The 24971-nt window shown below is 53.8% G+C and carries 23 protein-coding genes and 1 pseudogene; 11 read left to right on the forward strand and 13 right to left on the reverse strand.

All coding sequences use genetic code 11. The annotated features are described in order from the left end of the window. Positions 1-127: 127 nt before the first annotated feature. Positions 128-973 carry a DMT family transporter gene (locus tag AC2FJE_RS22665; RefSeq protein WP_496761504.1) on the reverse strand — a complete coding sequence of 282 codons (846 nt, stop codon included), beginning with the start codon at positions 971-973 and terminating at the stop codon, positions 128-130. A 129-nt stretch (positions 974-1102) separates the two neighbouring features. Here AC2FJE_RS22665 and AC2FJE_RS22670 point away from each other — a divergent pair, with 129 nt between their 5' ends. Both AC2FJE_RS22670 and AC2FJE_RS22675 read left to right on the forward strand, forming a co-directional pair. After that, positions 1103-1522 (forward strand): group II truncated hemoglobin, encoded by a 420-nt coding sequence (locus AC2FJE_RS22670; protein ID WP_108861024.1) that lies wholly within the window; start codon positions 1103-1105, stop codon positions 1520-1522. A 106-nt stretch (positions 1523-1628) separates the two neighbouring features. Beyond that, the gene (locus tag AC2FJE_RS22675; protein ID WP_496761509.1) at positions 1629-1880 is read left to right on the forward strand and encodes a DnaA N-terminal domain-containing protein; all 252 of its coding nucleotides are present in this window, start codon (positions 1629-1631) and stop codon (positions 1878-1880) included. A 56-nt stretch (positions 1881-1936) separates the two neighbouring features. Here AC2FJE_RS22675 and AC2FJE_RS22680 read toward each other — a convergent pair whose 3' ends face one another. The 10 genes from AC2FJE_RS22680 to AC2FJE_RS22725 form a co-directional block, all read right to left on the reverse strand. Next, positions 1937-2944 carry a nucleotidyl transferase AbiEii/AbiGii toxin family protein gene (locus tag AC2FJE_RS22680; protein WP_496758537.1) on the reverse strand — a complete coding sequence of 336 codons (1008 nt, stop codon included), beginning with the start codon at positions 2942-2944 and terminating at the stop codon, positions 1937-1939. 2 nt (positions 2945-2946) lie between these two features. After that, positions 2947-3543 (reverse strand): DUF6088 family protein, encoded by a 597-nt coding sequence (locus AC2FJE_RS22685; protein WP_074739487.1) that lies wholly within the window; start codon positions 3541-3543, stop codon positions 2947-2949. Between the two features lie 654 nt (positions 3544-4197). Beyond that, the gene (locus AC2FJE_RS22690) at positions 4198-5514 is read right to left on the reverse strand and encodes a TRAP transporter large permease (RefSeq protein WP_496761505.1); all 1317 of its coding nucleotides are present in this window, start codon (positions 5512-5514) and stop codon (positions 4198-4200) included. Next, positions 5514-6059: a TRAP transporter small permease gene (locus tag AC2FJE_RS22695; RefSeq protein ID WP_299985866.1), complete on the reverse strand. Its 546-nt coding sequence runs from the start codon at positions 6057-6059 to the stop codon at positions 5514-5516. Before AC2FJE_RS22695 ends, AC2FJE_RS22690 begins: the two co-directional genes overlap by 1 nt. 81 nt (positions 6060-6140) lie before the next feature. Next, a complete protein-coding gene (locus tag AC2FJE_RS22700) occupies positions 6141-7154 on the reverse strand; it encodes a TRAP transporter substrate-binding protein (RefSeq protein ID WP_299353554.1) in 1014 nt (337 codons plus the stop codon). A 132-nt stretch (positions 7155-7286) separates the two neighbouring features. Beyond that, entirely contained in the window at positions 7287-8078 is a 792-nt protein-coding gene (locus AC2FJE_RS22705) for a DNA-binding transcriptional regulator (RefSeq protein ID WP_299985868.1), read from the reverse strand. A 47-nt stretch (positions 8079-8125) separates the two neighbouring features. Continuing rightward, complete coding sequence (locus AC2FJE_RS22710; RefSeq protein ID WP_299353559.1) at positions 8126-9106, reverse strand: fumarylacetoacetate hydrolase family protein; 981 nt, start codon at positions 9104-9106, stop codon at positions 8126-8128. Next, positions 9103-10617: a bifunctional 3-(3-hydroxy-phenyl)propionate/3-hydroxycinnamic acid hydroxylase MhpA gene (mhpA, locus tag AC2FJE_RS22715; protein ID WP_299353562.1), complete on the reverse strand. Its 1515-nt coding sequence runs from the start codon at positions 10615-10617 to the stop codon at positions 9103-9105. The genes AC2FJE_RS22710 and mhpA overlap by 4 nt, the downstream gene beginning before the upstream one ends. A 14-nt stretch (positions 10618-10631) precedes the next feature. Further along, positions 10632-11603, reverse strand: a complete 972-nt coding sequence (locus tag AC2FJE_RS22720) for a VOC family protein (protein WP_481668174.1) — start codon at positions 11601-11603, stop codon at positions 10632-10634. Positions 11604-12211: 608 nt separating this feature from the next. Then, positions 12212-13195 carry a LysR substrate-binding domain-containing protein gene (locus AC2FJE_RS22725; RefSeq protein WP_496758558.1) on the reverse strand — a complete coding sequence of 328 codons (984 nt, stop codon included), beginning with the start codon at positions 13193-13195 and terminating at the stop codon, positions 12212-12214. 101 nt (positions 13196-13296) lie between these two features. On the opposite strand from AC2FJE_RS22725, the gene AC2FJE_RS22730 reads away from it, so the two are divergent. Next, complete coding sequence (locus tag AC2FJE_RS22730) at positions 13297-13575, forward strand: DUF4242 domain-containing protein (RefSeq protein ID WP_170727540.1); 279 nt, start codon at positions 13297-13299, stop codon at positions 13573-13575. A 520-nt stretch (positions 13576-14095) separates the two neighbouring features. Here AC2FJE_RS22730 and AC2FJE_RS22735 read toward each other — a convergent pair. Then, on the reverse strand, positions 14096-15520 hold the full coding sequence (locus AC2FJE_RS22735) for a hypothetical protein (RefSeq protein ID WP_282169255.1): 1425 nt from the start codon (positions 15518-15520) through the stop codon (positions 14096-14098). Positions 15521-15690: 170 nt separating this feature from the next. Here AC2FJE_RS22735 and AC2FJE_RS22740 point away from each other — a divergent pair, with 170 nt between their 5' ends. Together AC2FJE_RS22740 and AC2FJE_RS22745 are read left to right on the forward strand one after the other, a co-directional pair. After that, the gene (locus tag AC2FJE_RS22740; RefSeq protein ID WP_496761506.1) at positions 15691-17256 is read left to right on the forward strand and encodes a winged helix-turn-helix domain-containing protein; all 1566 of its coding nucleotides are present in this window, start codon (positions 15691-15693) and stop codon (positions 17254-17256) included. A gap of 238 nt (positions 17257-17494) precedes the next feature. Further along, positions 17495-17677, forward strand: a pseudogene (locus AC2FJE_RS22745) (IS6 family transposase); the annotation flags it as partial. Positions 17678-17729: 52 nt separating this feature from the next. Here the strand turns inward: AC2FJE_RS22745 and AC2FJE_RS22750 are convergent. Beyond that, a complete protein-coding gene (locus tag AC2FJE_RS22750) occupies positions 17730-18719 on the reverse strand; it encodes an AraC family transcriptional regulator (RefSeq protein ID WP_282119862.1) in 990 nt (329 codons plus the stop codon). A 273-nt stretch (positions 18720-18992) separates the two neighbouring features. Here AC2FJE_RS22750 and AC2FJE_RS22755 point away from each other — a divergent pair, with 273 nt between their 5' ends. The 6 genes from AC2FJE_RS22755 (at position 18993) to AC2FJE_RS22780 (ending at position 24960) form a co-directional block, all read left to right on the forward strand. Beyond that, positions 18993-20570, forward strand: coding sequence for an arylsulfatase (locus AC2FJE_RS22755; protein WP_432653450.1), 1578 nt, complete (start codon positions 18993-18995; stop codon positions 20568-20570). Positions 20571-20725: 155 nt separating this feature from the next. Then, positions 20726-21235 carry a DUF1269 domain-containing protein gene (locus AC2FJE_RS22760; RefSeq protein ID WP_271946075.1) on the forward strand — a complete coding sequence of 170 codons (510 nt, stop codon included), beginning with the start codon at positions 20726-20728 and terminating at the stop codon, positions 21233-21235. A 138-nt stretch (positions 21236-21373) separates the two neighbouring features. Further along, a complete protein-coding gene (locus AC2FJE_RS22765) occupies positions 21374-21727 on the forward strand; it encodes a PRC-barrel domain-containing protein (RefSeq protein ID WP_271946077.1) in 354 nt (117 codons plus the stop codon). Positions 21728-21792: 65 nt separating this feature from the next. Continuing rightward, a complete protein-coding gene (locus tag AC2FJE_RS22770; protein ID WP_282119860.1) occupies positions 21793-22389 on the forward strand; it encodes an HdeD family acid-resistance protein in 597 nt (198 codons plus the stop codon). Between the two features lie 70 nt (positions 22390-22459). After that, positions 22460-24178: an alkaline phosphatase family protein gene (locus AC2FJE_RS22775; RefSeq protein ID WP_282119859.1), complete on the forward strand. Its 1719-nt coding sequence runs from the start codon at positions 22460-22462 to the stop codon at positions 24176-24178. Then, a complete protein-coding gene (locus AC2FJE_RS22780; protein WP_282119858.1) occupies positions 24175-24960 on the forward strand; it encodes a transporter family protein in 786 nt (261 codons plus the stop codon). Before AC2FJE_RS22775 ends, AC2FJE_RS22780 begins: the two co-directional genes overlap by 4 nt. The last annotated feature ends 11 nt before the right edge of the window (positions 24961-24971 follow it).

Below are 24971 nucleotides of genomic sequence, written 5' to 3' on the forward strand. Positions count from 1 at the left end.
TGCTGCCGCGCAAACAAACTGCCAGAACCAGAAGGCCTCACAGCCTGAGCATACCGTTGGGGCGCAAAAAATGCGCCCCAGCGAAACGGGAACTACCTAGTTTTAAAGAGCTTTCGGAATGGTCGCCTCAGAGCGCCAGATAGCCTATACCCGCAAACGCAACCAAACATCCAAGCCATTGGCGTGGCATCATCTTTTCACGCAAAACAGCCCATGCCAACACAACCGTCAGCAGCCCAAAGACGGACGCTGTCACCGAGGCAAATTGCGCATTCGGCAACGCGCCCGCCGCGATCACGCAAAGGATGGCAACAGCATCCAGAACACCCATGACACAGAGAAGAGGCAGAGCCCGCCGCCCGGGCCAGATTGATCTGCGGGATGCCAGGGCGATCATGCCTAGGGCAAGTACTGCCGTCAGCCGAATAACCAGGGAGATTGAGTATTCGTCATTATGTTCGGTTGCATATTGTCCTAGCGCAAAGGTGGCGGCGAACCCGATTGCTGCAAGTATCGATAGCACCACCGTCGGGCCAGCTGCTGGGTATTCGGTTGCGTCGCGTTCAGATTGGGCAGCCACAACAGAAACGCCAACACCAATCGCGATGACGGCAAGCCAGTGCAGCGGGCTGACCGTTGCGCCGCGCCAGATGGCCAGTGAGACGGACAACACCGGATAGCTTGCAACAATCGGAGCAACCAGCCGGACCGGGCCGCGTTGAAAAGCGGCGTACATGCAGACGCCCGCCAGCAGATAACACCCCCCTGCAGCAACAGCGCTGATCAATGCCGTGCCAGGAATTGGGTCGACTTCACCCATCATCACAACCAAACCAAGTTGCAGCACTGCGCCCGAAACCAGCACAGCCATGAGCGAAGCAATCACGCTGACAGACTGGCTGACATAGCGCACTGCCAGATCGTGTACCCCCCAGCAAAGTGCCGCCAAAAGGCCAAGCACCAGAGCGTTCAATCCGTCATCTCCCTTACTGGTTTCACCTAGTTCCGCTTCTGAGCATGAGTATGTCAGAATGTCACTGTTGATAAACTTATTTTCCTGTTATGCAATATTTCAAGTGCCAGAGATACAGAAAGGCAGCACATGGAATCTGCGATAGAGCAACTTGGTGGTGAGACCCAACTGCGCGCTCTGGTTGAGCGTTTCTATGACCGGATGGAAACGGATCCGGCAGCGCATTCGTTGCACAGGCTGCATTTTCGGGGACATGGGCTAAACCACACCAGACAAGCTCAATTTGAATTTCTCAGCGGGTTTCTCGGCGGACGTGCCTATTATCGTGAACGTTTCGGCCACATGGATCTGCGCGAAATCCATGCGCATATTCCCATCCGGAAGGCCGACGCAGAGCTTTGGCTGGATACTTTCGATGCCGCATTGGCGGATTGCGAATTGACCGGTCCGGTTGTGGAAAAGATGCGCGCTACGCTTCGCCGGGCAGCGCTTATGCTGGTCAATGACGTTCCAGATTGGCGGTTGGAAGCAGATGCTGGGTATACGTAAAGACGCTTTACAGAAATCACGTTACGTGTTCCGCGGTTCCGATCAAAGCTGATGCCTATGACTATTGCCAAAATACGTTCGATTGAAATCATGCACCCATGTGCTGATGGCTTGCTTTTCGAACGTTAGCCAGGATCCGTGGAGCAGGGCGCTCCAACGCTTATCAGAGTCTGAAACGTTGTTGTTCAAGAGCTGGTATCGCGATCTCCAACTTGTTGAAACGCGTGATCAGACGATCACATTGTGTGCGCCTAGCAAGTTCATTGCGCAGTACATTCAGTCACACCATTTGAAACCGTTGCTCGGAGCGATCCAGCTTGAGTTTGGGCGAATTCAAAAGGTTTGCTTACTTGACTAGCCATCTTGAATACAAAGCTCGAATTCTGCGCCTTGACAACAATCAATACGCTGATTTTAGCCGTTGAGGTCCGTCTCGAACACTCCAATGGTATTCAGAATGTCATCGAACAAGGGGGGGTCCCCGATTATCATCTCCTGCATTCCGGCATAGTCCCGGCGCAGCGCAGCTTTCAGCTCAGGATTTGGTAGCAATCTTAAAGATCCGGGCTTGGCATGCTCGTAGTTGGCCCAGGCCGCTTTGAAGAAGACGGATTTATGGTGTGCAACCTGATCTAGCAAGTCGATCTGTTCGATAGCGCGAGGATGGGTCTCGTGTGTGATCAACTGGGCCATATCATAATAATGGCGCGACATGCGGTCAGCCAGAGGTTTGGTGACGTCCTGATGATAGAGCATATGCAGGATCGTTGCTTTTTCCCAAAATGTGCGCTCAACGCCCAAGACCTTCACATCAACGTCGCCCGAGCTCAGCAGGTCTGGAAAGGCCTGATTCACATATGGCGAAATCCTGCGAGACTCTGCTGGAAGGTGAACTCCACGGGCGCCAAATTCGAACCGCACCACCGGTTGGATGTAACCACTGGTCGCATTTGTCTTGGATGGGTAAGCGAAGAGCAGGGTTTGTTGATCATCAGGATCGACCGACAGGGAAAAGTCCTGGTCCAGCGCGGCGCCAAACTTGATTTTGGTTTCTTTCAGAAGCGGACCAGCGACTACTTTGGTGGCCGTATCCTGAAGCTCCTGCAACAGTTGCTTTTGTTTTTTGCCGGAAAGGGCAGGGTGCTCGGGGTCACGTTCGCCCTCGAACCCAAGTTGCGCCCGGTCGAGGGACAGATCCACGTCTTCCGAGAACCGATGGATGATGTCGTAGGCTTTGGACAGCGATGTCCCACCTTTGAAGATCAAGTGAGCGCCAAAAGAGGGCAGGGCGAATAGATGTTTTAGTGACCAGCAGACCCAGAAATCCTTCTCGATGATTGCTTTGGACAGGCCAAGCTGGGCAGCCGTTTCCTGAAACGCTTCCTCACGGTTCTCTGGAGTATCGTTGGCAAACTGGTCCACGATCAGTTCCGCGCCACAATTTGCTGCACTACAGGGTGCATCCAGGCCGGCACATACCTGCTTTGTTTTGCGAGCAATGCCCGGTCCTTGCTATCCAGATTGCGCGCCAGCGTGTCGACAACCCGGCTATCCACCCGGTTCTTGCCGACATAGCGCAACGCCTGAAATACGGTGCCGGTTTTCTGGCCCGCACCAACTAGCGTTTTGGATGATGCATTCCGGAACTGGATGACTTGGCGACCAACTGTCTTGGTGCGGGTCGGGCCGTCGGTCATATAAATAGGCTTGGACGGCACCTGGGTTGACAGCCCCAACTGGTTGGCTGCCATGGCAGGGGAGGGCTGTAGAACCTGATTATCCTTACGCGCAATCGCTTTGGCAATGTCATCGGCAGACGGAGACAACAGCCCTAAACGGGCGCTCTTTCTTGGATAGTCGTAAAGCCCACGCGTCAACCGCCGGATCACCCCTTGATCCGCCAAACGCGACAATGCCTGATCCACGCTTGCGCGGGAGCCGATATCCAGAAAGTCCAGTGGCGCAAAGATTGCCCCCCGGCCTTTTCCGATGATGCGTTGTCTGATCGATGAAGTAATCATAGCTTTCTCCTTGTCAGAAAATATAGTACTTTTTTCTGACTTTCAAGTTATGGGAAAACCGAGGTGACTTTGTAAGTAGGGCGGATTCCGGACTTTCTCTGCATGAGCGAGCCGATCATGGTGCAACGTTGAAAGCCGACATACACATTTGCTGCAAGCCAGGAATTTCTCTGCACCGCCGCATGGCGGCTGAGAGCCCGGAGTAGACATAGTCAACGCCGACGCTCGCAGGTGCTGCAACTCCCGCTTACCGAGACCATCAGCCACACTGCAGAAAGAAAAGCTGCCGTTCGTTACGCCCTCAGAAATTGTCCCGCCACCGGTGTTTGACTGGGCGACTATGCAATCTTTGGCTGCAATTCCGGCAATCCGGCACTGAAAATGTCAGTCGCGCGGAACGCACCAAGGTTCTCGTACTTCTCTCTTTCAGCAGAGATCGCTGCCGAATGCATTGCAGTGAAGGCGAGAAATGCAGGACCTTTGTCGGAGCTGAGGAATAGCCCGTGCTGTAACCTCAATTGAATTTCGCAAAACAGATGTTGGAAGGCTAACCAATCTCTAACTAGGTTCGTTGAGCGCCGAACGCCGCGAGCCGTACGTTTTAACACGCCATATCAGAGAGTTGGTTAGCGTCCTTTTGGGAGGCACCACTCGCTAGTGCATAGAGTTTGGCAGGAACAGCACCAGTGTTGGTACAAGTACCAACACGGCCAAGCGGATGATGTCGACGACCCAGAATGGCGTGACGCCTTTGAAGATCGTTGCTGTCGACACGTTCCCAACAACGCCTTTGAGGACAAAGACATTCAATCCGACCGGTGGTGTAATCAGGCTGATTTCGGTGACGACGACAACAATGATGCCGAACCAGACCGGATCAAAGCCTAGGCTCGTGACCAGTGGAAAAAAGATCGGCACAGTCAGCAATAGCATCGAAAGGCTTTCGAAAACACATCCGAGGATGACATAGACGCCAAGGATCATCAGCATTACCGTCATTGGCCCCAGACCCGCAGAGGAAACCGTGGCGCGCAGCGCTTCCGGCAGGCCGGCAAGGTTCACAAAGTTTGAAAACACCCAGGCGCCGATCAGAACAGTAAACAGAGCGGCGGTCGTCTGGGCGGTTTCGATCAAGACCTGCATCGTTGCAGCAAAGCTGAGTCTGCGCCGCGAAAAAGCGATCAGAAAGGCTCCTGCCGCGCCCATACCTGCCGCCTCGGTCGGGGAAAATGTCAAATTCAGTGGCCAGAAGTCCAAAACTCCGTACAACCCGCCGATTACAATGAAGAACAACAGAAGTACCGCCCACACGCCTTTCAAAGCCTTGGCACGATCAACCCAGCTCGCGCGATCCCCGGCGGGGCCGGACTCTGGGTTGCGCAGGATCGTGTAGCGCACTGCCGCAAGGTAAAGAACGACCCCGAGCAATCCCGGGATGATACCGGCGATGAACAATTTTCCGATGCTGGTTTCGGTCAGCAAACCATAGATAACAAGAATGACAGAGGGCGGTATAAGAATCCCCAACGTGCCCCCGGCGGCGATGGATGCCGTCGACAGGCTGTCAGCATAATTGTATTTGCGCATTTGAGGCATCGCGACTTTTGACATCGTGGCAGCAGTCGCCAGGGACGAGCCGCAGATGGCCGAAAATCCGGCACAAGCAACGATTGTCGCCATTGCCAGCCCACCTCGAAAGTGACCCATAAAGGCGTAAGATACCTGATACAATTCGCGCGACAGTCCGCCCTTATTCACGAAAAGCCCCATCAGGATGAACAGTGGGACAACCGACAGCCCGTAGTCCTGTGCGGTGTCTATGATCAACCGACCGACCATAGAAATCGAGGCACGAAACCCGCGCAGTTCAGCATAGCCGACAAACCCCACAAACCCCATTGCTATCGCAATCGGCATCCGCAGGAACACAAGGAAAAGGACCGCAGCCAGGCCAAGGATGGAAAACAGCATCAGAAGTTTGCCTTTGTTGGGGAAATTACTCGCGCGACGGCACGGGCAATGAAGGTGATTGCAGTGACAAGGGTGAAAACGGAGATGAACCAACCGACATAGTGTTGTGGTAGGTTGAGGTATTCGCTGACATCGCCGTATTCGCGCGCACGTTCGGCAAGTTCCCAGACCCGCTTTGCGGGCCACAACAGAAAGAATCCGCACGCAAGATCAATTACAAAGTCGCGCAGGGCCGCAAGGCGACGGGAAAATAGCGGGTCCATAAGATCAACCACGATGTTCGCGCCTTTCCAACTGACGATAGGCAGAGACGAAAACACGATGATGGCCATGAACAGTCGCGTTAATTCGGTTGCCGATTCAATCGGGTTGCCAAACAGGCTGCGCAAAACGACATCTGCAAATGTCATCGACATCAACAGGAACAAGATACCGGCCGCAAACCATGTCGGGGCAACGGCGATATAGCGCCAGGGACTTGTTTGTCGCAGCGACATGTCCCAGTTTTGCGCTGGATTTGAGGTTTGGTCATCTTGTTCAGTCATGATGGTGGGTCCACTGTATGAAACAAGGCCCAATGAAGGGCCTTGTTGTTGGTGTTTTGAAACGCTGAACGTGCGGTCAGGTCACTCGGCGGACATCTGCTCGACGATAAAGGCATGCGCGGCAACTGCATCGACGCCCTTTGCACTGACCTCGGAGAGGACCTTTTCAATCAGCGGTCCTGTAAGTGCCTGCCACTTGGCCGCATCGTCAGCCGAGGCCTGTGTCAGTGCATTGTCGGAATTCGCGTGCAGCGATTCGATGCCAGCCGCATCGATCTGGTCCCAGGCTTTGCCCGCAGCGCGTGACAAGTTTTCGCCAAATACCTTATCCAGTGCAGCGCGATCGGCATCAGACAGCCTGTCGAATGTGTCCTGGTTCATGATGATGGCGAAAGATCCACGATAGAACCCGCCCGGAACTTCGTAAGAGTTTTTGGCAACTTCGAACAGTTTGAAGCTCTTCTTCGCCTCCATCGGCATCATCACACCGTCTGCGGCATTCGATTCCAATGTTTCATAGACTTTTGGAGCGGGCACACGGATGCCCGTTGCCCCCAGTGCAGCCCCGACATCGCCAGACACGCCGCCACCTAGTCGCAACTTCATTCCAGAAATGTCTTCAAGCGCGGTGATCTGCACGTTCGAATGCAGTACGCCCGGGCCATGGGTCATCATCGCCAGAACCTTGACGCCCTTGTGCTCATTCAAATCGGCAAAGAATGTGTCATACGCCCGCCAGCTTGCGACCGACGCGGCCTCGGCGTTACCCTCGTAGCCCGGAAGTTCGATCATTTTCGTCGACACGAAGCGGCCAGGCGAATAGCCGTGGAAGATCCAGGTGATATCGGCCGCACCGTCAAGCACCAGGTCGAATTGCGCCGGAGGGCTGCCCAGACCATATTTGACTTCGGCACTGACCCGCCCGTCGGTGGCCTCTTCGATCATTTTGGTTAGCTCAGGCCAGATCATGGCGTTGACGCCATGCGTTGGCGGGGCCCAAGACGAAATCGTCAGTGTGGTGTCAGCGGCCTGCGCTGCCATGGATGCAATCGACATCGCGCCGGCGGCAAGACCTGTGATCAAAGTATGTTTCATGATGTGTGTTTCCTCCCATTTCTTGGCGAAATTCTAGCGCTTCAGAGCACAAAAAAAATATGCTCTTGCGTCCAGCTGTCCGCGTGGCGGACACTTAGCGTTTTGAAGCGCGCCATATGCCCACAGACGCCGTTAAGGCCGACCCGAAATTTCAAGGGTTTCATATTCGGTGGCGATGTTCGCCGCAGCAAACTGCAAAGCGTCGGCATAACGCTTGATCGCCTGATCCATGTTCATGGCCTTGGTGACCCAGATAATCGACAAGCAGCCGACCGCGCGATCATCAGTTAGGATAGGCACGGCCAGGCTGGATGTTTTGGGCCTGAATGTGTGTGGGCCACGGGTGGCGTATCCCTGTTCGGCATAGATCGTCAGGTTTTCCTCCAGCCATCTTTTTCTGAGGAACGGCATGTCTTCGGGAAGGTTTTCGGCGCGCAATAACTCGATAATCATCTCCAGCTCGCGCGAACCACAGACCGAAAGATAGGCCCGCCCCGCTGACGAGCGCAGAATGGGCAGGGAAAAGCCGACCATCCCTGGGTCCACCGACAACGGGCTGCGGCCATGGGTCGATTCCTGGATCACCATATGGGCGTCTTCATAGGTGGAAAGATCGGCTGGCCAGGCGTGGGTTTCGGTGAATTCCGCCATAACTGGTGCCGCCACCTGACAAAGGCGCGAGCGCACCGACACATTGTCTCCCAATGCCGCGGCCAAAGGCGACACACGCACCCGGGCATCGCTGGCGGAACAGAGGACATAGCCCTCTTCTTCCAGCGTGTGCAGCAAGCGATAAACCGTTGGGCGAGGCAAACCCAGCTCTGACGCGATTTCACCCGGACGGGTTGCGCCGACCCGGTTGAGATATCGCAGGATATTCAATCCACGCGCAAGCGCGCGGACAGTTTCAGAGTTTGCCGCCATTTATCCATCACGATCAGGGGGGCGTTCTGTCCGCCCATGATGCAGTTTCACCCGGCCACAACCGACTGGTCAATAGCGCCGAACACGCTGGTGCCGTCGTGGTCCAGCATCTCGAACCGGATTGTGTCGCCGGGTTGCATGAACCGGGTTGTCGGCTCGCCATCGCGAATGGTTTCAATCATACGCTTTTCAGCCAGACAGGATGAACCCACCTCTTGGTGGTTTTCATTGCTGACAGTGCCCGACCCGATGATCGTGCCGGCCGATAGGTCGCGGGTACGCGCGGCGTGGGCGATCAGCTCGGGAAACTCAAAGTTCAGATCCGCGCCCGCGTCGACGCATCCGAATTCGTCACCGTTGTAAGTCGTGACTAGTGACAGGTTGATGCGCCCACCAGTCCAGGCCTCTCCCAGCTCGTCGGGGGTTACGCACACGGGCGAGAAGGAACTTGCGGGTTTCGACTGGAAGAAGCCAAATCCTTTAACCAGTTCTGGGCGCATGACATGGCGCAGGCTTACATCGTTGCACAGCATGATCAGTTTGATATGCGATCTGGCCTGCTTGGCCGTGCATCCCATCGGCACGTCATCTGTGACCACGGCAATTTCGCCCTCGAAATCCAGACCCCAATCGGTATCGACGCAGGGGATTGGGTCGACCGGTCCAAGAAACCCGTCGCCACCACCTTGATAGAGCAACGGGTCGGATTCCGAATTTGCAGGCATGTCAACGCCGCGCGCCTTGCGTACAAGCCGCATATGGCTGAGATAGGCGCTACCGTCCGCCCACTGGAACGCTCGCGGCAACGGTGAGGCCAGTGCCGCCGGATCATACGACATGGAATCGACGACGCCGTCCTCGAGTTGTTTTTCAAGGTTGCGCAGGGCAGGCTCGGCGGTCTGCCAGTCTTCGATCGCTTCGCGCAGTGTGGGTGCCACGGATGTGGCCAAAGTCAAACGGGAAAGATCACGGGACACAACGACCAGCGTGCCGTCGCGCCCGCCAGTTTTCAGGGAAGCAAGTTTCATTTTACGGGCTCTCTTTCTATGATGGTTTTGTAAGGGGTTGGCAGGCTCATAGCTGCAATTGCTTTGATGTCTGTCTGAGTCATGGCGCTAGCGGCGATGTATCGGTCAGGGCGCAGCAGAACGGCATTTGCCCCAATTTCGTCCAACGCATCTGCAAAGGCAGGATGCGCTTCTCCATCAAGAACGCGCATGGCTGGCACGACATCACGGGGCAGTTTGTGACGCACCACAAGCACTGGTGCATACCCGATGGCATCATCAAGCCGCTGACCGTCACTGAGTGTCGGCTGGCTGAACAGGTGCCCGGTGTGCGGCGTGTTGCCAACCACGAGGCTGGCCAAATCACTGCGACCAAGTGGGGGCGAGGTGAACTCCATGCGAGCCTTTCCGTCGCAATCAGCTTCTGTTCGTGCCAGCGCGGTGTCGCGATCCATCGTATTGATCAAACCACCTAAGCGCACCGCCGTTTCGATGAACGTGCGCACGTGGGGCGCGCGCTCGGCTTGATAGCTGTCCAGCAAGTCAATTCCGGTTTCGCCATTGACGCAAAGCGCCAGTTTCCACGCCAGATTGGCGGCGTCACGGATCCCCGCGCACATGCCTTGACCCATAAAAGGCGGTGTCAGATGTGCGGCATCTCCGGCGATCATCAATCGACCTTTGCGCCAGTTCTGCGCGATTGCAGATCGAAACGTGTAGACCGCGCTCCGTTCCAGATCCGCATCCTCGGGGCCAATCCAGGGCGCAAGAAAATCCCATATGCGCGCGGTTTGCAAAACCTCGTCGTCGGTTTCGTCATCTAGAACCGTGATTTCCCACCGCCGCCGGTTTTCCGGGCTTCGGCAATAGGTCATTGGACGATCAGGGTTGCTGAACTGAACCGTGTGATCACCCAGATCGGGGCGGTCCCTCTTAAGCAATAGGTCCACGACCAACCAACGTTCGTCAAACCCCAGATCGTCCATGCCAGAACCGATGGCTTCACGCAGCAAAGATCGAGCACCGTCACAGCCGACAACGAAATTGGCCTTAACCATTGTGCTGTGCTCGTCGCCAGCTTTGCGACAGTACAAAGTAACCTCTTCGCCCTGATCCTCGACGCTAACAACCTCAGTTTCTGTCAGAATCATCGCAGTGTCGCGGCTGGTCAGTTTGTCACGCAACAGCTTCTCAAGGTCAGGTTGGTGAAGGCGATAACTTGAATGCCACCCCTGCGGTCCAATCCCTTGCGGACGGGGCCAGTCCATCAGCAGATTTCTTTGTTGATCGACAAAGCGCATACCCGGATTGACCCGCACTTTTTCATTCAGCTGCTCGGCTACGCCTGCGGCCTGAAAAACCCGCATGGTTTCACCGTCAAAGTGCACAGCCCGGGGGAGATGATAAATCGCCGCCTCGCGCTCGATGACAGCCACACTCACACCGCATTCGGCGAGCAGATTGGCCAGCGTCGCACCAGTTGGCCCATAGCCGACAATGGCGACATCAAAATGTTTGGTAATCTGTGCCATCAGGTTCCCCTCTCTCAGCCACGCCCACGGGTTTCATATAGCCATGGGCAATCGACTACGGGCGGCGCGCGCAACCCGTCCTCAGCGGCCTTGAGCCGCATGTCGACAAAAGGTTCCCGCCCTGACTCGGACAAGTAAAGACGGTCGTGACCCCAGAAACTGGGGCCGCACTTTGTTTCATGTGGCTCCCAGGTCGCGGGGTCGATCACGCGCCCACCCCATCCGTTTTCGACAAAGAAACCCGAGGGGCTGTTGGCGTAGAAGCTGGTCATGTAGTCATTGGTATGGCGCCCCAGCGTATAGGCAATGCCATCCTCTTCCTGGCAGGCTAGGTCATAACCCTGACCAACGTCATCAAGGTTGTGATATTCGACCATGAAGTGGTGAAACCCCGAATTGCCCGAGCCAACTATGGCAAAGCTGTGATGCCGCCCGTTGACGTGGAAAAAGTAGAGCGGCACTGGTTTCAGACCATAGTCACTGACGGCAAATCCCAGCACATCGCGATAGAACGGTAATAGAGCCGTCGCATCGGGCACGTGCAACACCGCATGCCCCATTCCAAGCGGGCCGGTTTTAAAGCCGTCGATCGGCCGCCCCGGCGTAAAGGGGTCTTCGGCTTTTTGTGGGTTCCACACCAGTTCGATCCGGTTTCCCGCAGGATCGTGAAATACGATCAGGTCTTCGACAAACCTGCGGTCTGCCAATTCACGGCTTCCCTGCCCAACCTTATGTCCCGCATTGTCCAGCCGGGCGGCGTAATCTTGCAGGTCTGATTTCTGCGAAAGTTCCCAGCCGATGAAGGCAAGCGTTTCGCCGGGTTCATCGGATATCACCAGGCGCTGCACCAAATCATCCATCCGGAAAGAAAGTTGGCGCCCGCCGTGATCAGCGAGTTGCATGGCAAGTACTTTACTTGCGAATTGCTTCCAGTCATCCGTCCGGTCGGATCGCACACCAAGATAGCCCAAAGATTGAATTGGCATTTCATTTCCTTCCACAGCTGCGCAACCAAACTAGAAAGAGACGGTACCGGAGAGAACTTCTGTCCGGCTCAGTGTCCGCCAGGCGGACAAGGTGTGCTCGTGGAGCGCCTTTGAAAACAGCGTTGTTTTTTGCGCAGATTGCATCTTTGCACGCAGCCTTGATCCGAAAAAATGGATCATTTCCGGTTTCTGACACCACGCTGGATTGGGGCGTGGACATGCTGCCGCCGAAACGGACCAATTTGCCCACGCGTCCGCTGTTCTCTGGCAATGGATGCTGCACGATGCATGAACGGCTGCTCTTGTGAAACTGCACCACAGCGTTTGACAGAGTTCATAAGGTCGTGAATGGGCCTATGGCGACAGAAGGCACGGTTTTGCGAATGACCGTTTTGTCCGCACTGTGTGAATTCAGCATGACCTTAATCTTGCTCTCGCAGCGAACGGCAGGTTCGACGGGCCGCACCGCAGCGGAGGAGACCGGTGGTCAACGGCGGTTGTGGGCCGACTTTCGTCCGACCTGAAGGTGAATTATCGATTAGGCATTGCGTTCCAGATCAGCTTCTGAGCCCGATGCAAGAGTCGAGTTCATTTGGATACGAGCGGGGTTAACCGTTGATCTGCAAACCCTCACTTTTGTTCTTGTAGCCATCAATCCGCTCTTGGGTTTCGGTGGCCTCGCGCTTGAGCCAATCTACGAAACGGCGCAATTGGGGACGCTGCAACGTTTGTTCTCGCAGGTGAATCCGAAATGGGTTTGGCGCTGAAAACCCTTTTTCAACAGGATAGGGAAGCACCAAGGACCCTTCTTCCAGATCGTTCTCTATCAAAGAAGCGCCGCAAAGGAGAAAGCCCACATCTTCTCTCACCGCTTCAAGGGCCATCTCCGCTCGCTTGTAATACGGTCCTCGGTCAGCGCCAGTACGCCGCATTCCGAAAGTCTGGAACCATTCACGAAATCCTGGCCTGTCTTCTTTACTTCTGTGCTCTTCCAAATGAAGAAGCGGCATCCCTTCCATTTCGTGCTCGGTGTCGTAACCGGCTATTCTGTGTAAGTTGTCTGGGCTGCATACAGGGACGAGATAATCCAAGAAAAGCGGCTCCCCTTTTTCACGTCCGCCGTATTCAACGCGGATATCTGGCGCCCCCAGCCGCATCGGAACGTCGCCCGCTCCGTTGATGCAAAAGAGAATGTTTGGATGGTCTTCTCTAAATCTCGGCAACCGAGGTGCCAGCCACAATTCGGACCAATCTGGGTCGGCAACGATGTGAATTTCGCTAACTCGCTGAAAGTCGAGTGTGGCGGATACGCGTTCAAGCGCCGAAAATGCAGTACGAAGATCCGTCAGTGCCCCTGACAGTTCGGGTGTAGGGTGTAAACCCGACCGTCCACGGACTAAAAGGTCTGTTCCAAGGTAATCTTCCAGTGCCCGGATCCTCTGACCAACCGCAGCTGGGGTGATCCCCAATTCGCTAGCGGCTGCTTTTAGCGAGCCGTTTCGAAGGGTTAATTCGATAGCTTGAAGAGACTTGAGGTGCGGCGCCATAGGAGTTTGATAAAGATTTTCTTTCGATGGCACAAATTTCTGCACTCCCGCGCCAATTATTCTTTAGTACAGCAAAGAAAATTTGGTTCGGAATCTTGAAGTCTGAGTGCCACAATCTCTGTACACGGCAAAACGGAGGTGGAGAAATGTTGAAGAGATTTGTAATCGAACGGGACATTCCTGGCATCGGAGATTTTTCGTTGACCGAGCTTTGTGCCGCGTCGCGTGCTTCAAATAAAGCACTTGCCGACGTCGGCCCGTCAATTCAATGGCAACATTCCTATGTTGCCGGAGACAAGACATTTTGCATCTATCTAGCTGAAAGCGAAGCCGAGATTCAGCAGCATTCAGAGCTGTCGGGGATTCCGGTGGGGAAGATAACCGAGGTTCACCAAATCATCGACCCGCTTACAGCGAACAACTGATGCACATGGCAAGCGAGCGGCGACTTGCCCTAGTCGATCGCCGCTCGCAAATTGCAGATATACCTTTTTACAACTAGCCTGACCCAATCATAGTTTCGCTTTAGTTTCGCATGGGTGATTTCGCGCCAACCTTGGTTTTGAAGATGCCGCGAATGGCGGGAATGCGGGATGCGACCGCAGCATTTCAGATCCTTGTCGAGTGGCCGCATTGGGCCGTCCCTGTGTCAGTTATTTGCGGGGCAGGGGGCTTTGCTGCACCGGCACCGAGGTCAGCATCGAGCCCTTAGCGACCAATGCTGCACGTTGCATCAAGAACGCCAAAAAGCAGAAGCTGATCATTGGGGGCCGATGGGTCGGCCCTTCGCGGATCTTGAAAACGGTGCTTGATTGCTGCTGTCGCAGCCCGCATTGCAGACATTCCCTGAGCCTACTCAATTCTGTAGGCGGAATACACTTTGATGTGTGTCGCAATAGGGCATCCTGCTGGAATCCCACCAAAACGGGTGCCCCTGAATCCCACTTAGTTCCCTGACACCTCGGCCATCCCTTCGATTGACCGGCGGCGATTGGGAGAAATAGCGAGCGCTGCTTGGTAAGATGCTTTCGCAGCATCAGCTTCATTGAGCATGCGCTGCATGTCACCAAGTTGCTCGCGAACTGGCAGAACATGGCTTGGCGTGACAGGGGCTTTTCCTACGGAATCTTCAACATCAGCAGCGACCTCCATCATTGCGAGCGCATTCGCGTCGCCAGCCTCATAGGCCCGCCATGCTTCAATGGCGCCCTTCTGTGCGTCTGCAAGAGTGACCCAGTACTGCATTCCACGTTCCTTCATGATTTCAGTCAGGTCGGTTAGGCGTGCCAGTGCAGCCTCGACACCCTCGGCATCCTCTATCCGCGCGGCACCGACACCCTGCGCAAAAGCGACAATGGCCAGCGCATGCGGGTAGCGCCCCCATTCAAGACCTTCATAGGGAATATCGGGCAAGGCGGCCGCAGTGCTCCAGTCTTCCTGTTCCAAAGCTAGTCGGGCCGGGGCTGCGGCAACAGCATAGGCCGTACCAAACACATCCTGCATGCCAATGGTGACAAGAAGAGTTGTGACGGTCTCTGTTGCTTCTCCAACCTGATCCATTTGCAACAGGGCATAGGTCAGATAATCAAGCGCGTGTGGATAGTGGTTCGATATGGTCCCGTCGATCCTAGGCTGTGCCAGTACGGCAGCGGCAGACCGGCGGTTGAGGTCCGCAGCCTCTTCCCACCGACCAAGCCGCGTCATGATGTGCGACGGCATATGCAGGGCATGCGGGTTTTCTGGCGCAAGCTCAAGGTAAGCCTCCACGAACGGCAAGGCCGCCTCCGCCAGCGGCGGATGGTCATAGGCATGGATCACATAATGCAAAGCTCCAGGGTGCTGAGGCGCTCTTTCGTGCAAACTCTCCAAAAGCGCGCCAGCCTCCCGCTGTTGTGCAAGGGATCTGTCGCCTGGCGATGCAATCGCCAGCATGGCCAAAGCTGCGAAGGCCGCGGCATCATCGTTGTCAGGATAGTCTGCGTAAATCTGGCGTTGGGCTTCAGCCCAGGCGGCCTTTCTTTCCGGCCAGGTGGTTAGGTTTGGGTCATAAAAGGCCGCCGCTGCAGCGAAGAATGCACCCTCAAGAGCTGTACCTGCCTTAAGCCCAACGGCCCGCTCTATTGCTGCAAGCCCTTTCTCACGCTCGGGAGGCGATTGAATGCCGGGCCAAAGCGGATGAAAGTTACTCATTGCAATGCCCCAGTTTGCCATTACACAACTCGGATCGGCTTCGGCGACCGCCTCAAACTGGGCGCTGGCCATTTGATACATCATGTGGTGCAGCAGCAGCAGACCTTTGTCGAAACCTTCCTGACTTACTGGTGTGCATGACGTTTCAAATTCCACTTCACCCAAGGATGAAGTTTCCATTTCATGAATTGCTTGAGAAACTGCTGCCTGGGGAAACATGAGCTGGCATGCAAATAGCGCGATCGCTTGCGTCTTTTTTCGGACCATTGCGGGCTCCCTGTACGGAAATGTTCGCCATCAATTTCCTGATGGCTGTAGGTGTGATAATCTCTACATGAGGGGGGCGAGCGATGCGTTTTCTCAAGCCAAATGTTTTGAAATCTTTTGAAATTCAAGTGGGCGCAATGCGGTTCGATCCCCGTTTGGAACGCCTCTACGATCAACAGGGACAAGAGATAAACCTCAGATACTTGTCGCGCAGGGTGCTTGGTCATCTGCTACGTCATCGCGGTGAAGTGGTGAGCCGTGAGTCTTTGGTACGATCCGTTTGGCAATGCGATGTGGTTTCCGATGCCACGATTGCGCAGTGTATATCGGACATTCGAAAAGCGATTGGCGACCGTAAAAAGCGGATCGTCGAGACCATTCCACGCAAGGGCTATCGGCTGGCGCCGGATCCCGTCAGCCCCGGGCCGACGCGGCCGCGTATGTCAGTGGATCTTTCTACTGAGGGCGAGCGGAAAACGACCATCGCGGTCTTGCCGTTCGAAGACTTCCAGATCACCGATATCAATTCCGAGACGTTGCGTGCCGCGATTGCCGAAGCGATCACAACCGATCTAGCGCTTCAGCCAGAGCTGACTGTTATCTCGCGGGCGTCCAGTTTTCAGTTGTCGCCGAACGCACCTCTCACCTCGGTCTTCGCCAGACTGCAGGCGAACTTTGTCGTGACGGGCTCTTTGCGTTCCGACGGCAACAATGCAACGGCGACGATCAATCTCATTGAGGCAAAAGACGAGAGCTGCGTCTGGGTTGGCACCATTGATTTCCACATTCGGGAAGTGCTCTCTATGACCCGTGCGATAAGTCGCCGCGTCGCCAACTTGGTTGGTGCAAAGGCTATTGATCTGGCCCAAAACCGGATCGACCTCGGAGAGGTTAGCGCCGTTCTGATCGAAAATGCCGCCCGAAGTCGGATGATGCGTTTTCAATCCAAGGACGCATGGCTGGTAAACCTCTATGAGCAGGATATCGCCCTGGAGCGCTATAGCGACGCTGCTTGGGGACATTTCGGTCAGGCTCTGGCCCTGCGGGTTGGGCTCGACGAGGGCTGGATTTTGGAAGGCCGTGCCGCTGTGGCGGCGAAAGCCGAGCAGTTCGTCGCGACGGCGCTTAAGTTGGCCCCCGACAACTACCTGACCCAGTACGCCCTTGCTCGAACGCTTGCCGGCAAGGGGGAAATGATCGCTGCGAAGGAGGTTTTTGAAAAAGCTGCACGGCTAAACCCCGCTTCAACGCTGGTTCTGTCGGGCCTGATCGGCCAACACCTTTACCTTGGCGAAACCGGTATGGCCCTGAAGATAATTGAGGATTCCGAGCGCATTAATCCATTGCACAACTATGATCTCAGTCACAAGAAAGCTTGGGCCTACTGGCTTTCGGGGGACGTCGACGCTGCCCGCGACGTCCTGATGACATGTCCGGCCTTGAATGAAGGGCAATCCAAACTCCATGCAGTAGTGCTTATGGATCTCGGCGAAAAGGACAAAGCCAGACAGGTCCTAAAACCGTTTCTTGAAGAAAACCCCGACTGGACCACGGGCATGGAAGAACAACTTCAGTCTGAGTTGTGGGCACCGGAAGAGGCGAGGCCAAGATGGCTATCCAGACTGTCTGGAGCGGGCATGCCCAGTTGACCAAGTCGTACCGCAGATACGGTGCAGCATCTGCGTGCAAGGAATTGCTTGAATACTGAAACCGGCCCAAGGACGATACCGCTCGCGCGGTACTGGCGCTTAATGCTAGCGTTCTTCCACCCACCAGATTTGGGCTCATTTTGGGAAGTGAGCATCCCCCCTGACGATTTAGGTTTCTGAATCGAACAGGGGGCTTCCATGACACGACCGAAGATGAGCCCGCTGCGCGGGCGGATGATGGCGGAAACGAGAACGCGCAATGCAGCGTTTCAAGCGGATGCAAAGTTTGCAGAAGTTCGCCGCTGTCCATTCCTCTGTCTACAACCACTTCAACCAGAAAAGATCGCTCACCAGCCGAGACACATTCAAGCTGACACGCACCGCTGCTCTCGCCGAGTGGCGCGAACTCGGTGCGGCATAAAAGGCAGCAATACAGGCCTAGCTGAGACTGGTTCGAATTCGTCTGACAGTACCTAAACCCTACTTGTGAAGGCCGACGGAGAAAGGCCTTCCCACCTTGAGAATGCCTCTGAAAAACTCTGCCGATGCTCGAAGCCAAGTATTTCGGCAGTTTCAACTATGTCTTTTCCAGCCACTAGGAGGCGCTTTGATGCAAGGTGCCGCTCAGTCTGAACGATTTCACGAAAAGAAGTTCCTTCAGACTTCAAACGAAGTTGAAGCGTCCGCTCGTGTAATTGCAGTGCTCCACAGGTGTTGACTAGAGACCATGGCGCAACTCCGAATGAAGCACGAACTAGGCCTGCGACAATGTCCTTCGTCAGTGGTTTTTCGCAAGCCTTTATGGATTCATCGGCCAAATAGCGCGAAAACACTTCGGCTCTCAGTGCATCCATTTTGGACATCTGCGACTTGAGTGCTTCTTCGTCGAACGAAATGTACCCTTGGGTGGAAGCCCTAACGCGACTGATAGCGGAGTTGAACAGAACGTGCGTCGAACAGCCATTAGGGTAGGAAACATCAATGTCCGGATCGGTGCGATTGTTTGCAAGGCAGACAACGTTGGCCAATAGAGTTATTGTGTATTGAACATCTTTGGCGCCTTCAAAAGCTTCAAAAGGATTGAAATACCAGATATGGCAACGCTTTTTGTAGGTTCTGATTACTAACTCTGAATCGCTCTGATAGTACAACAGCGCAGACTTGGCGATCTGCAAAGCGTCCCACAAGGTATCAGCGGAAACGATTGCGCGACCAAATACGCCCAAATCTTCCACTTTCTGAACATAGCCTGCTCGGGCAAAGAAATCATCATCGCCAGCGAACCGAGTTATTTCCTTCATGCCCTCTAGGTAGTTGGAAACGTCAACAATCTCCTCTGGCTCCGTTGGCAGGTTGAAAGAATGCAGCGTTTTTTGAAACATCCGAGCGTTGTCAGTAAGCAAGGAGATTGGACCATGGAATGAGCCCGCTCTAATCGTGAATTCGTTGACCTTTTCACTCATACACTGTGCTCGGACAGTGATTCATTATGTGCTTCGGCGTGTTTAGCGAATCTCTTCATATAACTTCTTATATATGAATGCTTCCCGTCGTTGACAGGCTAACACACGTTTTTCGTGAATATGAATGTTGCTTTTGCAGCCTTGATTCGTATTTGCCGACAGATTGTAGGGCAAACACGGCTAACCAATGGGGTCATCGTGGGAATGAACTTTGATCGCGATGTCACCAGTCTGTCGATTGATGCGTTGGTTTCGAATTTTTCAGGAGAGCACATGAAACATAATTTGGGCATAACAAAGTCAGCGATATTGGGTGCATTGTCGGTCGCTGTCCTCGTGGTTGGCACACCAGTTTCTGCACAAGACAAACCAAACATTCTAGTGATTTGGGGAGACGATATTGGGCAATCCAACATATCCGCTTACACTAGGGGATTAATGGGCTACGAAACGCCCAATATCGACCGGGTTGCTGATGAAGGCATGATGTTCACCGACTACTATGGTGAGCAGTCCTGTACAGCTGGTCGGGCTTCTTACATTATGGGACAGTCTGTCTATAGAACCGGCTTGTCCAAGGTAGGCCTCCCGGGCGCAGACTTGGGTATGAAGGAAGAAGATCCCACGATTGCTGGCCTTCTGAAGCCTTTAGGATACATGACCGGTCAGTTTGGGAAAAATCACCTTGGTGATCAGGACAGCATGCTTCCCACAAACCACGGTTTTGATGAGTTTTTCGGAAACCTGTACCATTTGAATGCGGAAGAAGAGCCAGAAAATCGCGACTATCCCGGCGACGCGGTTTTGGCGGACGGCCAGACCTTCCGTGAGGCATTTGGCCCTCGTGGCGTTATCAAGTCTTCGGCTGATGGGCATGTTGAAGACACGGGACCGTTGACCAAAAAACGGATGGAGACAGTCGACGATGAAACCGTTGCAGCTGCCGTCGACTTTATCAAAAATGCGCACGAACAAGGCAAACCTTTCTACGTTTGGTGGAACGGCACACGGATGCACTTCCGTACACATGTGAAAGACGAATTGTTCGGGATCTCGGGGCAAGATGAGTATGGCGATGGCATGGTGGAACATGACATGCATGTCGGTCAGCTATTGGATGTGCTTGACGAACTGGGCATTGCTGACAACACCATTGTTCATTATTCGACTGATAATGGCCCCCACAAGAATACATGGCCAGATGCTGGCACCAACCCGTTCTACAGTGAAAAGAACACCAACTGGGAAGGTGGATGGCGCGTGCCCTCGCTCGTGCGTTGGCCTGGGAAAATAGAACCTGACTCTGTCTCAAACGAAATCATGCACCACATGGATTGGTTGCCGACGTTGTTGGCAGCAGCGGGCAATGAGACCATCAAGGAAGATTTGAAAGCAGGTGGCGTTCAAGCCATTGGTCGCGAATATAAAGTGCATCTGGATGGCTACAACTTCTTGCCCGTTCTTACTGGTGAAACAAAAGACGGCCCGCGACATGAGATTTTCTATTTCGCGGATACCGGAGAATTAACAGCCTTGCGCTATGACGATTGGAAACTGATTTTCCTTGAGCAAAAAGCTGTTTCGACATTGCGTGCCTGGATCGAACCTTGGACCCCACTTCGCGTCCCTTTGATCACCAACCTTCGGCGTGATCCATTCGAACAGGCGCATCTAACATCCAATACTTACTACGACTGGATGATTGATCGGATCTATTTCCTGGTGCCCGCACAAAAGTATGTAGGCCAGTTCCTGGCTACATTCCAGGAGTTCCCACCGCGTCAGAAGCCAGCCAGCTTTTCAATCGATCAGGTCATGGAGCTGATGACGGCAAACAACGGAAGTAAGTAGTTTCGAGCTCGGTAAACTTAATTCATGCGCGGTGTTGAGAGAGAACCGCGCATGGAGTTCAAAAATGAAACATCGTCAGGGTATCGCGTCAGGACGTACATTCTTTTGTGTGTCATTGCGCTGCAAAAAACAATTTTCAACTAGGGAGAGATACGATGAGTGATTTGGTCATTATTGTCTTCGAGGGCCGTCATACAGCAGACGAAGCACTTTTGCGTCTGCAAAAAATGAGCCTGGATTGGGAAGTCGATCTCGACGAGGTCGTGGTAATGACCCGCGATAAGAACGGCGTAGTGCGGACCCGGAATTCCGATACTCTTACAGCAACGGGTTTCGTCGGAGGCACTTCTCTTGGAGCACTGACCGGCACGTTGATCGGTGCCATGGTCGGTAACCCTGCTGCCGGGTTTATTGCAGGTTCGGCTGTTGGTGCTGGCTCTGGGACACTCGCAGGAATGCTGGATCAAGCAGACGAAGAGGACGCATTGGCAGCTCGCGTCGGCTCAAAGATGGGCCCTGACTCATCGGCTCTGGCCGTTATCGGGTGGTCAAACCGACCTACGAAGTTGTTGGGCGAATTGGAGGGCATGAAGGGCGAGGTTATCGAGACATCATTGTCTGTCAGTGATGAAAAAGAGCTTCGTGCCGCTTTGTCCGGAAACTGACCAGTTTGTTTTGGGGGCGGGCTGCTTGATCACCCGGCGACCTGAATTCAATTTTCACATTGTCGAGACGGGATCAGTAATATGAAAAAAGTTCTGAGAACAACGGCTCTCTTGTGTGCTTTGGCAATTGGAGACCCAATGTATGCGCTCGCACAGTCCACACCTCATGTGGCTGGCGGTGTTGTTGTCGAGTACAACAATCTTGATGTCGCCTTAGTCGCTTCCGGTTGGAGCGTAGTCGAGCTTTTACGCGGTGATGTTTACAATGCTGGTGGCGACTTTGTGGGATATGTCCATGATGCGCTCGTCTTGCCGGATGGTGATACGACCTTTGTGATCGTCAACGTCGCCGGCTTCCTGAACATCGGTGAAAAGTTGATCGCGCTGCCAGCGGTCGCCTTCGAGATCAACGCGGATGGCGATCTGGTTTTGCCCAATGCGACCAAGGAAAATCTGAAAAGCCTGCCGCGCTTTCACTACGCTCGAAACTAAACGGAAGGTCGCACTCGACAGGCTTTGACCTGCTTGAGGGCGCCTAAACGCAAAAGCAGTCGCCAGTGTTTGAAAATGCAATCGACCAAGGGAAAGATACAATGAGCATGGGAAACTCAGACAACGATCTGCAAAAATACTGGGGCTGGTTTCTTGGACTCGGGATTGTGTTGGCTATCGGGGGTGTATTCGCATTTTTTGCACCTTTTTTGGTATCATTGGCCATTGAATTTGCTGTGGGATTTGTTTTCGCAGTAGGTGGCTTCGTGGTGCTAGTGCAGGTTTTCACAACCAAAGATGGCTGGAATGCAAGGCTCATCTATTCCATCTTGGGGGGCTTCAATCTGATTGCCGGGTTGTTGCTGATATTTCGCCCTCTTGAAGGGCTCATGGCGCTTACATTGGTCTTGATTGTTGCAATTTTTGTGAATGGCTTGATGCGGATTGCAGTGGGCGTGATGGCGCGACCGGATCAAGGTTCTGGCTGGGTCATTTCCGTTGGTTGTGTGTCCGTGCTGGCATCGGGATATCTGTTAGCGAAGTACCCCGAGGTGAGCGTGATGCTGTTGGGGATCGTTGCAGGCGTATCGCTGATCGGTGAGGGCGCAGGATATATCCGCTTTGCCAATGGCCTAAGGAACGACGTGTCGGTCGCGGTCTGAAAAAACGACCCAAAACTGCGGCAAACGTTGGGTAAACACAAATTCTACTGTTATAAAAAGGACGAAATACGTGATCGAGCCGAAAACTTTTCCCCTGCTAATCAAATGGTTGGTTGTTGGAGGCAGCTTGGTCGTTCCGTCTGTCTCAAGCGCTCAAGGCAAGCCTCGACTGGTTCTTCAAATAACTGTTGATCAGTTGCGTGGAGACCTAATCGACAGATTCAGTATCCACATAGGAGAGGGCGGCTTTCGCTATTTGTTGGATCATGGCGTCAATTTTACAAATGCTCATCACCGCCATGCCAACACTGAAACAATTGTCGGGCACACGACGCTCGCGACCGGCACGGACCCTGCTATCCATGGTATGGTAGCCAACCTGTGGTTTGATCGAAAAACTGGCAAGCCTTTCTATAACGTGCAGGATCCGGACTTTCCTTTGGTCGGGGCTACCGGAGTCGATGCGGAGAACGAAATCGATCCGACCCAACGAGCAGCCACAACTGACGGTCGGTCTCCCCGCAATATCATCAGTTCAACTATCTCCGATGAAATTGGCCTGCACTTTGGGCCGACTTCAAAAGTGTTTGGTGTGTCGGTCAAGGATCGCGGTGCAATTGCAATGGCAGGTCACGCTGGTGACGCCTACTGGTTCTCAAAGTCAGAAGGCCGGTTTGTTACAAGCACGTTCTATCGCGACGCCTATCCCGGTTGGATTGAGGATTGGAACTCAAAAGGCCTTGTCGCATCATATGCCAATCGATCTTGGACTCTTCTGGGAGACGTTGGGAAGTATGCCTTTGCAGACCGCGACGACCAACCGTGGGAAGCCGATATACTTGGGTTTGGCCGAACATTTCCGCATAACTGGGGGGCGGCAGACGGGAAATACTTCACAACGCTTTTAACCCTCAGCCCGGCTGGGGATGAAATAGCTGTAGATTTTGCCAAGGCCCTGTTGGACGCAGAACAACTAGGGCAAGATGACGTTACTGATTATCTGTCAGTCAGCTTGTCATCTACAGATTATGTCGGCCATATATTCGGCCCTTCAAGCTTAGAAGCCGAAGACAATTTCGCGCATCTCGACAGGCAAATCGCTGACCTTTTCACACATTTGGATGCCGTAGTTGGTCTGGAAAATACATTGATCGTTTTGTCGGCAGATCACGGCGCACCGGAACACCCGGAGTTTCTGGCGACCCTAGGCATTGAAGCTGGTTTGTTCAGCTTTGAACGCGTCGATACAGAACCAGGATTTGTGCGTCTTCAAATGGATTTTGGTGAATCCGCTGATCTGGTTCAGAACTTTTCCAACCCCTACGTCTATTTGAACCAAGATCTTATTTCCAAACGTTCTTTAGATCCTTTGGTCGTCGAGCGAGCTGTTGCTGAGGAACTTCAAAAGCTCCCCGGCATTGCCTATGCGGTTGGGAGTTCAGATTTGCGACGCGGGTCGTTTGCAAAAAGCAAGATTAGCGATGCCGTCTTGGCTAACTTTAATCCAGATAGGTCGGGAGATATCTATGTGGTGTTCGAACCGCATTGGTTTGTGGCTGATTTTGACGGGTTGCACGTTGCGTCTGCTCATGGCTCTCCCTGGACATACGACACACACGTTCCCCTGATTTTTACAGGTTCAAATATTGTTCCACAAACCGTCGCACGACGCGTCGAAACTGTGGATGTCGCGCCTACGATTGCGTCTCTTCTGGGCACTAAGCCCCCTTCCGGAGCGGTGGGTGTACCTTTGCCAGAAGCGATGCCCGAGACAAAGGCAGCCCCATGAAATCCTTCTTTAAGCGCTTAGCCCAACTTTCCATTCTGTGCGTCGCCAGCACTCCGGCCTATGCGCAATCTGATGCAGCGCAAGCCAACAATCCTCTGGCTGATATCACAGCGTTCAATATCCAAAACTACTATATCGGTGACTTTACAGGACCAGCTAATGCGACCGGAAATCAATTTGTTCTGCGCTATGCAAAGCCGGTCACTTTAGGCAGCTCAAATTGGCTGATCCGAGCCTCGTTGCCATTCAACTCGTTACCGGTGGGAACAGATGGCCAAACTTTGAGTGGCGTCGGAGATTTTGATGTTTTTGCGGCCTATCAGTTTAATACGGGTAACCCCGGAATTAGTTTTGCGCTTGGTCCGCAAGTGGTCGTGCCAACAGCCTCCGACGACCGCTTGGGAGCCGATCAATGGCAGCTTGGGTTAGCCAACGTTTATTTCAATGCAACTTCGCCCGTCTTTCAGTATGGATATCTTCTGACATGGCGTGGAGGCGTTGGGGATACAAATGGGCGCCCACGTGCCAATTTGGGTGCCTTTCAACCCTTTGTTTTTTACCAACTGGGCAGTGGGTACTACACGGGCGGCGCCCCGATCTGGACCTACAATTTTGTTAATGACAGCTATTCTGTCCCATTGGGCATTCGCCTAGGCAAGGTCACCAAACGCGGCAATACCGTTTACAACTTTTTTGTCGAACCGCAGTACTCGGTTTTCGACAAAGGAATCGGCCTGCCCAAATGGCAAATTTACGCGGCACTTAACATGCAGTTTCAATGAGCATTTAGTGT

The sequence above is a fragment of the Ruegeria sp. CDSC002 genome, from assembly GCF_059610905.1.

Coding starts and splice junctions, on each gene's coding strand:
- AC2FJE_RS22780 (WP_282119858.1), top strand. CDS start 24,175: ATGAAATCCTTCTTTAAGCGCTTAGCCCAACTTTCCATTCTGTGCGTC.
- AC2FJE_RS22670 (WP_108861024.1), top strand. CDS start 1,103: ATGGAATCTGCGATAGAGCAACTTGGTGGTGAGACCCAACTGCGCGCT.
- AC2FJE_RS22705 (WP_299985868.1), bottom strand. CDS start 8,078: ATGGCGGCAAACTCTGAAACTGTCCGCGCGCTTGCGCGTGGATTGAAT.
- mhpA (WP_299353562.1), bottom strand. CDS start 10,617: ATGGCACAGATTACCAAACATTTTGATGTCGCCATTGTCGGCTATGGG.
- AC2FJE_RS22685 (WP_074739487.1), bottom strand. CDS start 3,543: ATGATTACTTCATCGATCAGACAACGCATCATCGGAAAAGGCCGGGGG.
- AC2FJE_RS22675 (WP_496761509.1), top strand. CDS start 1,629: ATGGCTTGCTTTTCGAACGTTAGCCAGGATCCGTGGAGCAGGGCGCTC.
- AC2FJE_RS22750 (WP_282119862.1), bottom strand. CDS start 18,719: ATGAGTGAAAAGGTCAACGAATTCACGATTAGAGCGGGCTCATTCCAT.
- AC2FJE_RS22710 (WP_299353559.1), bottom strand. CDS start 9,106: ATGAAACTTGCTTCCCTGAAAACTGGCGGGCGCGACGGCACGCTGGTC.
- AC2FJE_RS22700 (WP_299353554.1), bottom strand. CDS start 7,154: ATGAAACATACTTTGATCACAGGTCTTGCCGCCGGCGCGATGTCGATT.
- AC2FJE_RS22765 (WP_271946077.1), top strand. CDS start 21,374: ATGTATGCGCTCGCACAGTCCACACCTCATGTGGCTGGCGGTGTTGTT.
- AC2FJE_RS22720 (WP_481668174.1), bottom strand. CDS start 11,603: ATGCCAATTCAATCTTTGGGCTATCTTGGTGTGCGATCCGACCGGACG.
- AC2FJE_RS22690 (WP_496761505.1), bottom strand. CDS start 5,514: ATGCTGTTTTCCATCCTTGGCCTGGCTGCGGTCCTTTTCCTTGTGTTC.
- AC2FJE_RS22740 (WP_496761506.1), top strand. CDS start 15,691: ATGCGTTTTCTCAAGCCAAATGTTTTGAAATCTTTTGAAATTCAAGTG.
- AC2FJE_RS22730 (WP_170727540.1), top strand. CDS start 13,297: ATGTTGAAGAGATTTGTAATCGAACGGGACATTCCTGGCATCGGAGAT.
- AC2FJE_RS22695 (WP_299985866.1), bottom strand. CDS start 6,059: ATGACTGAACAAGATGACCAAACCTCAAATCCAGCGCAAAACTGGGAC.
- AC2FJE_RS22755 (WP_432653450.1), top strand. CDS start 18,993: ATGAAACATAATTTGGGCATAACAAAGTCAGCGATATTGGGTGCATTG.
- AC2FJE_RS22760 (WP_271946075.1), top strand. CDS start 20,726: ATGAGTGATTTGGTCATTATTGTCTTCGAGGGCCGTCATACAGCAGAC.
- AC2FJE_RS22735 (WP_282169255.1), bottom strand. CDS start 15,520: ATGGAAACTTCATCCTTGGGTGAAGTGGAATTTGAAACGTCATGCACA.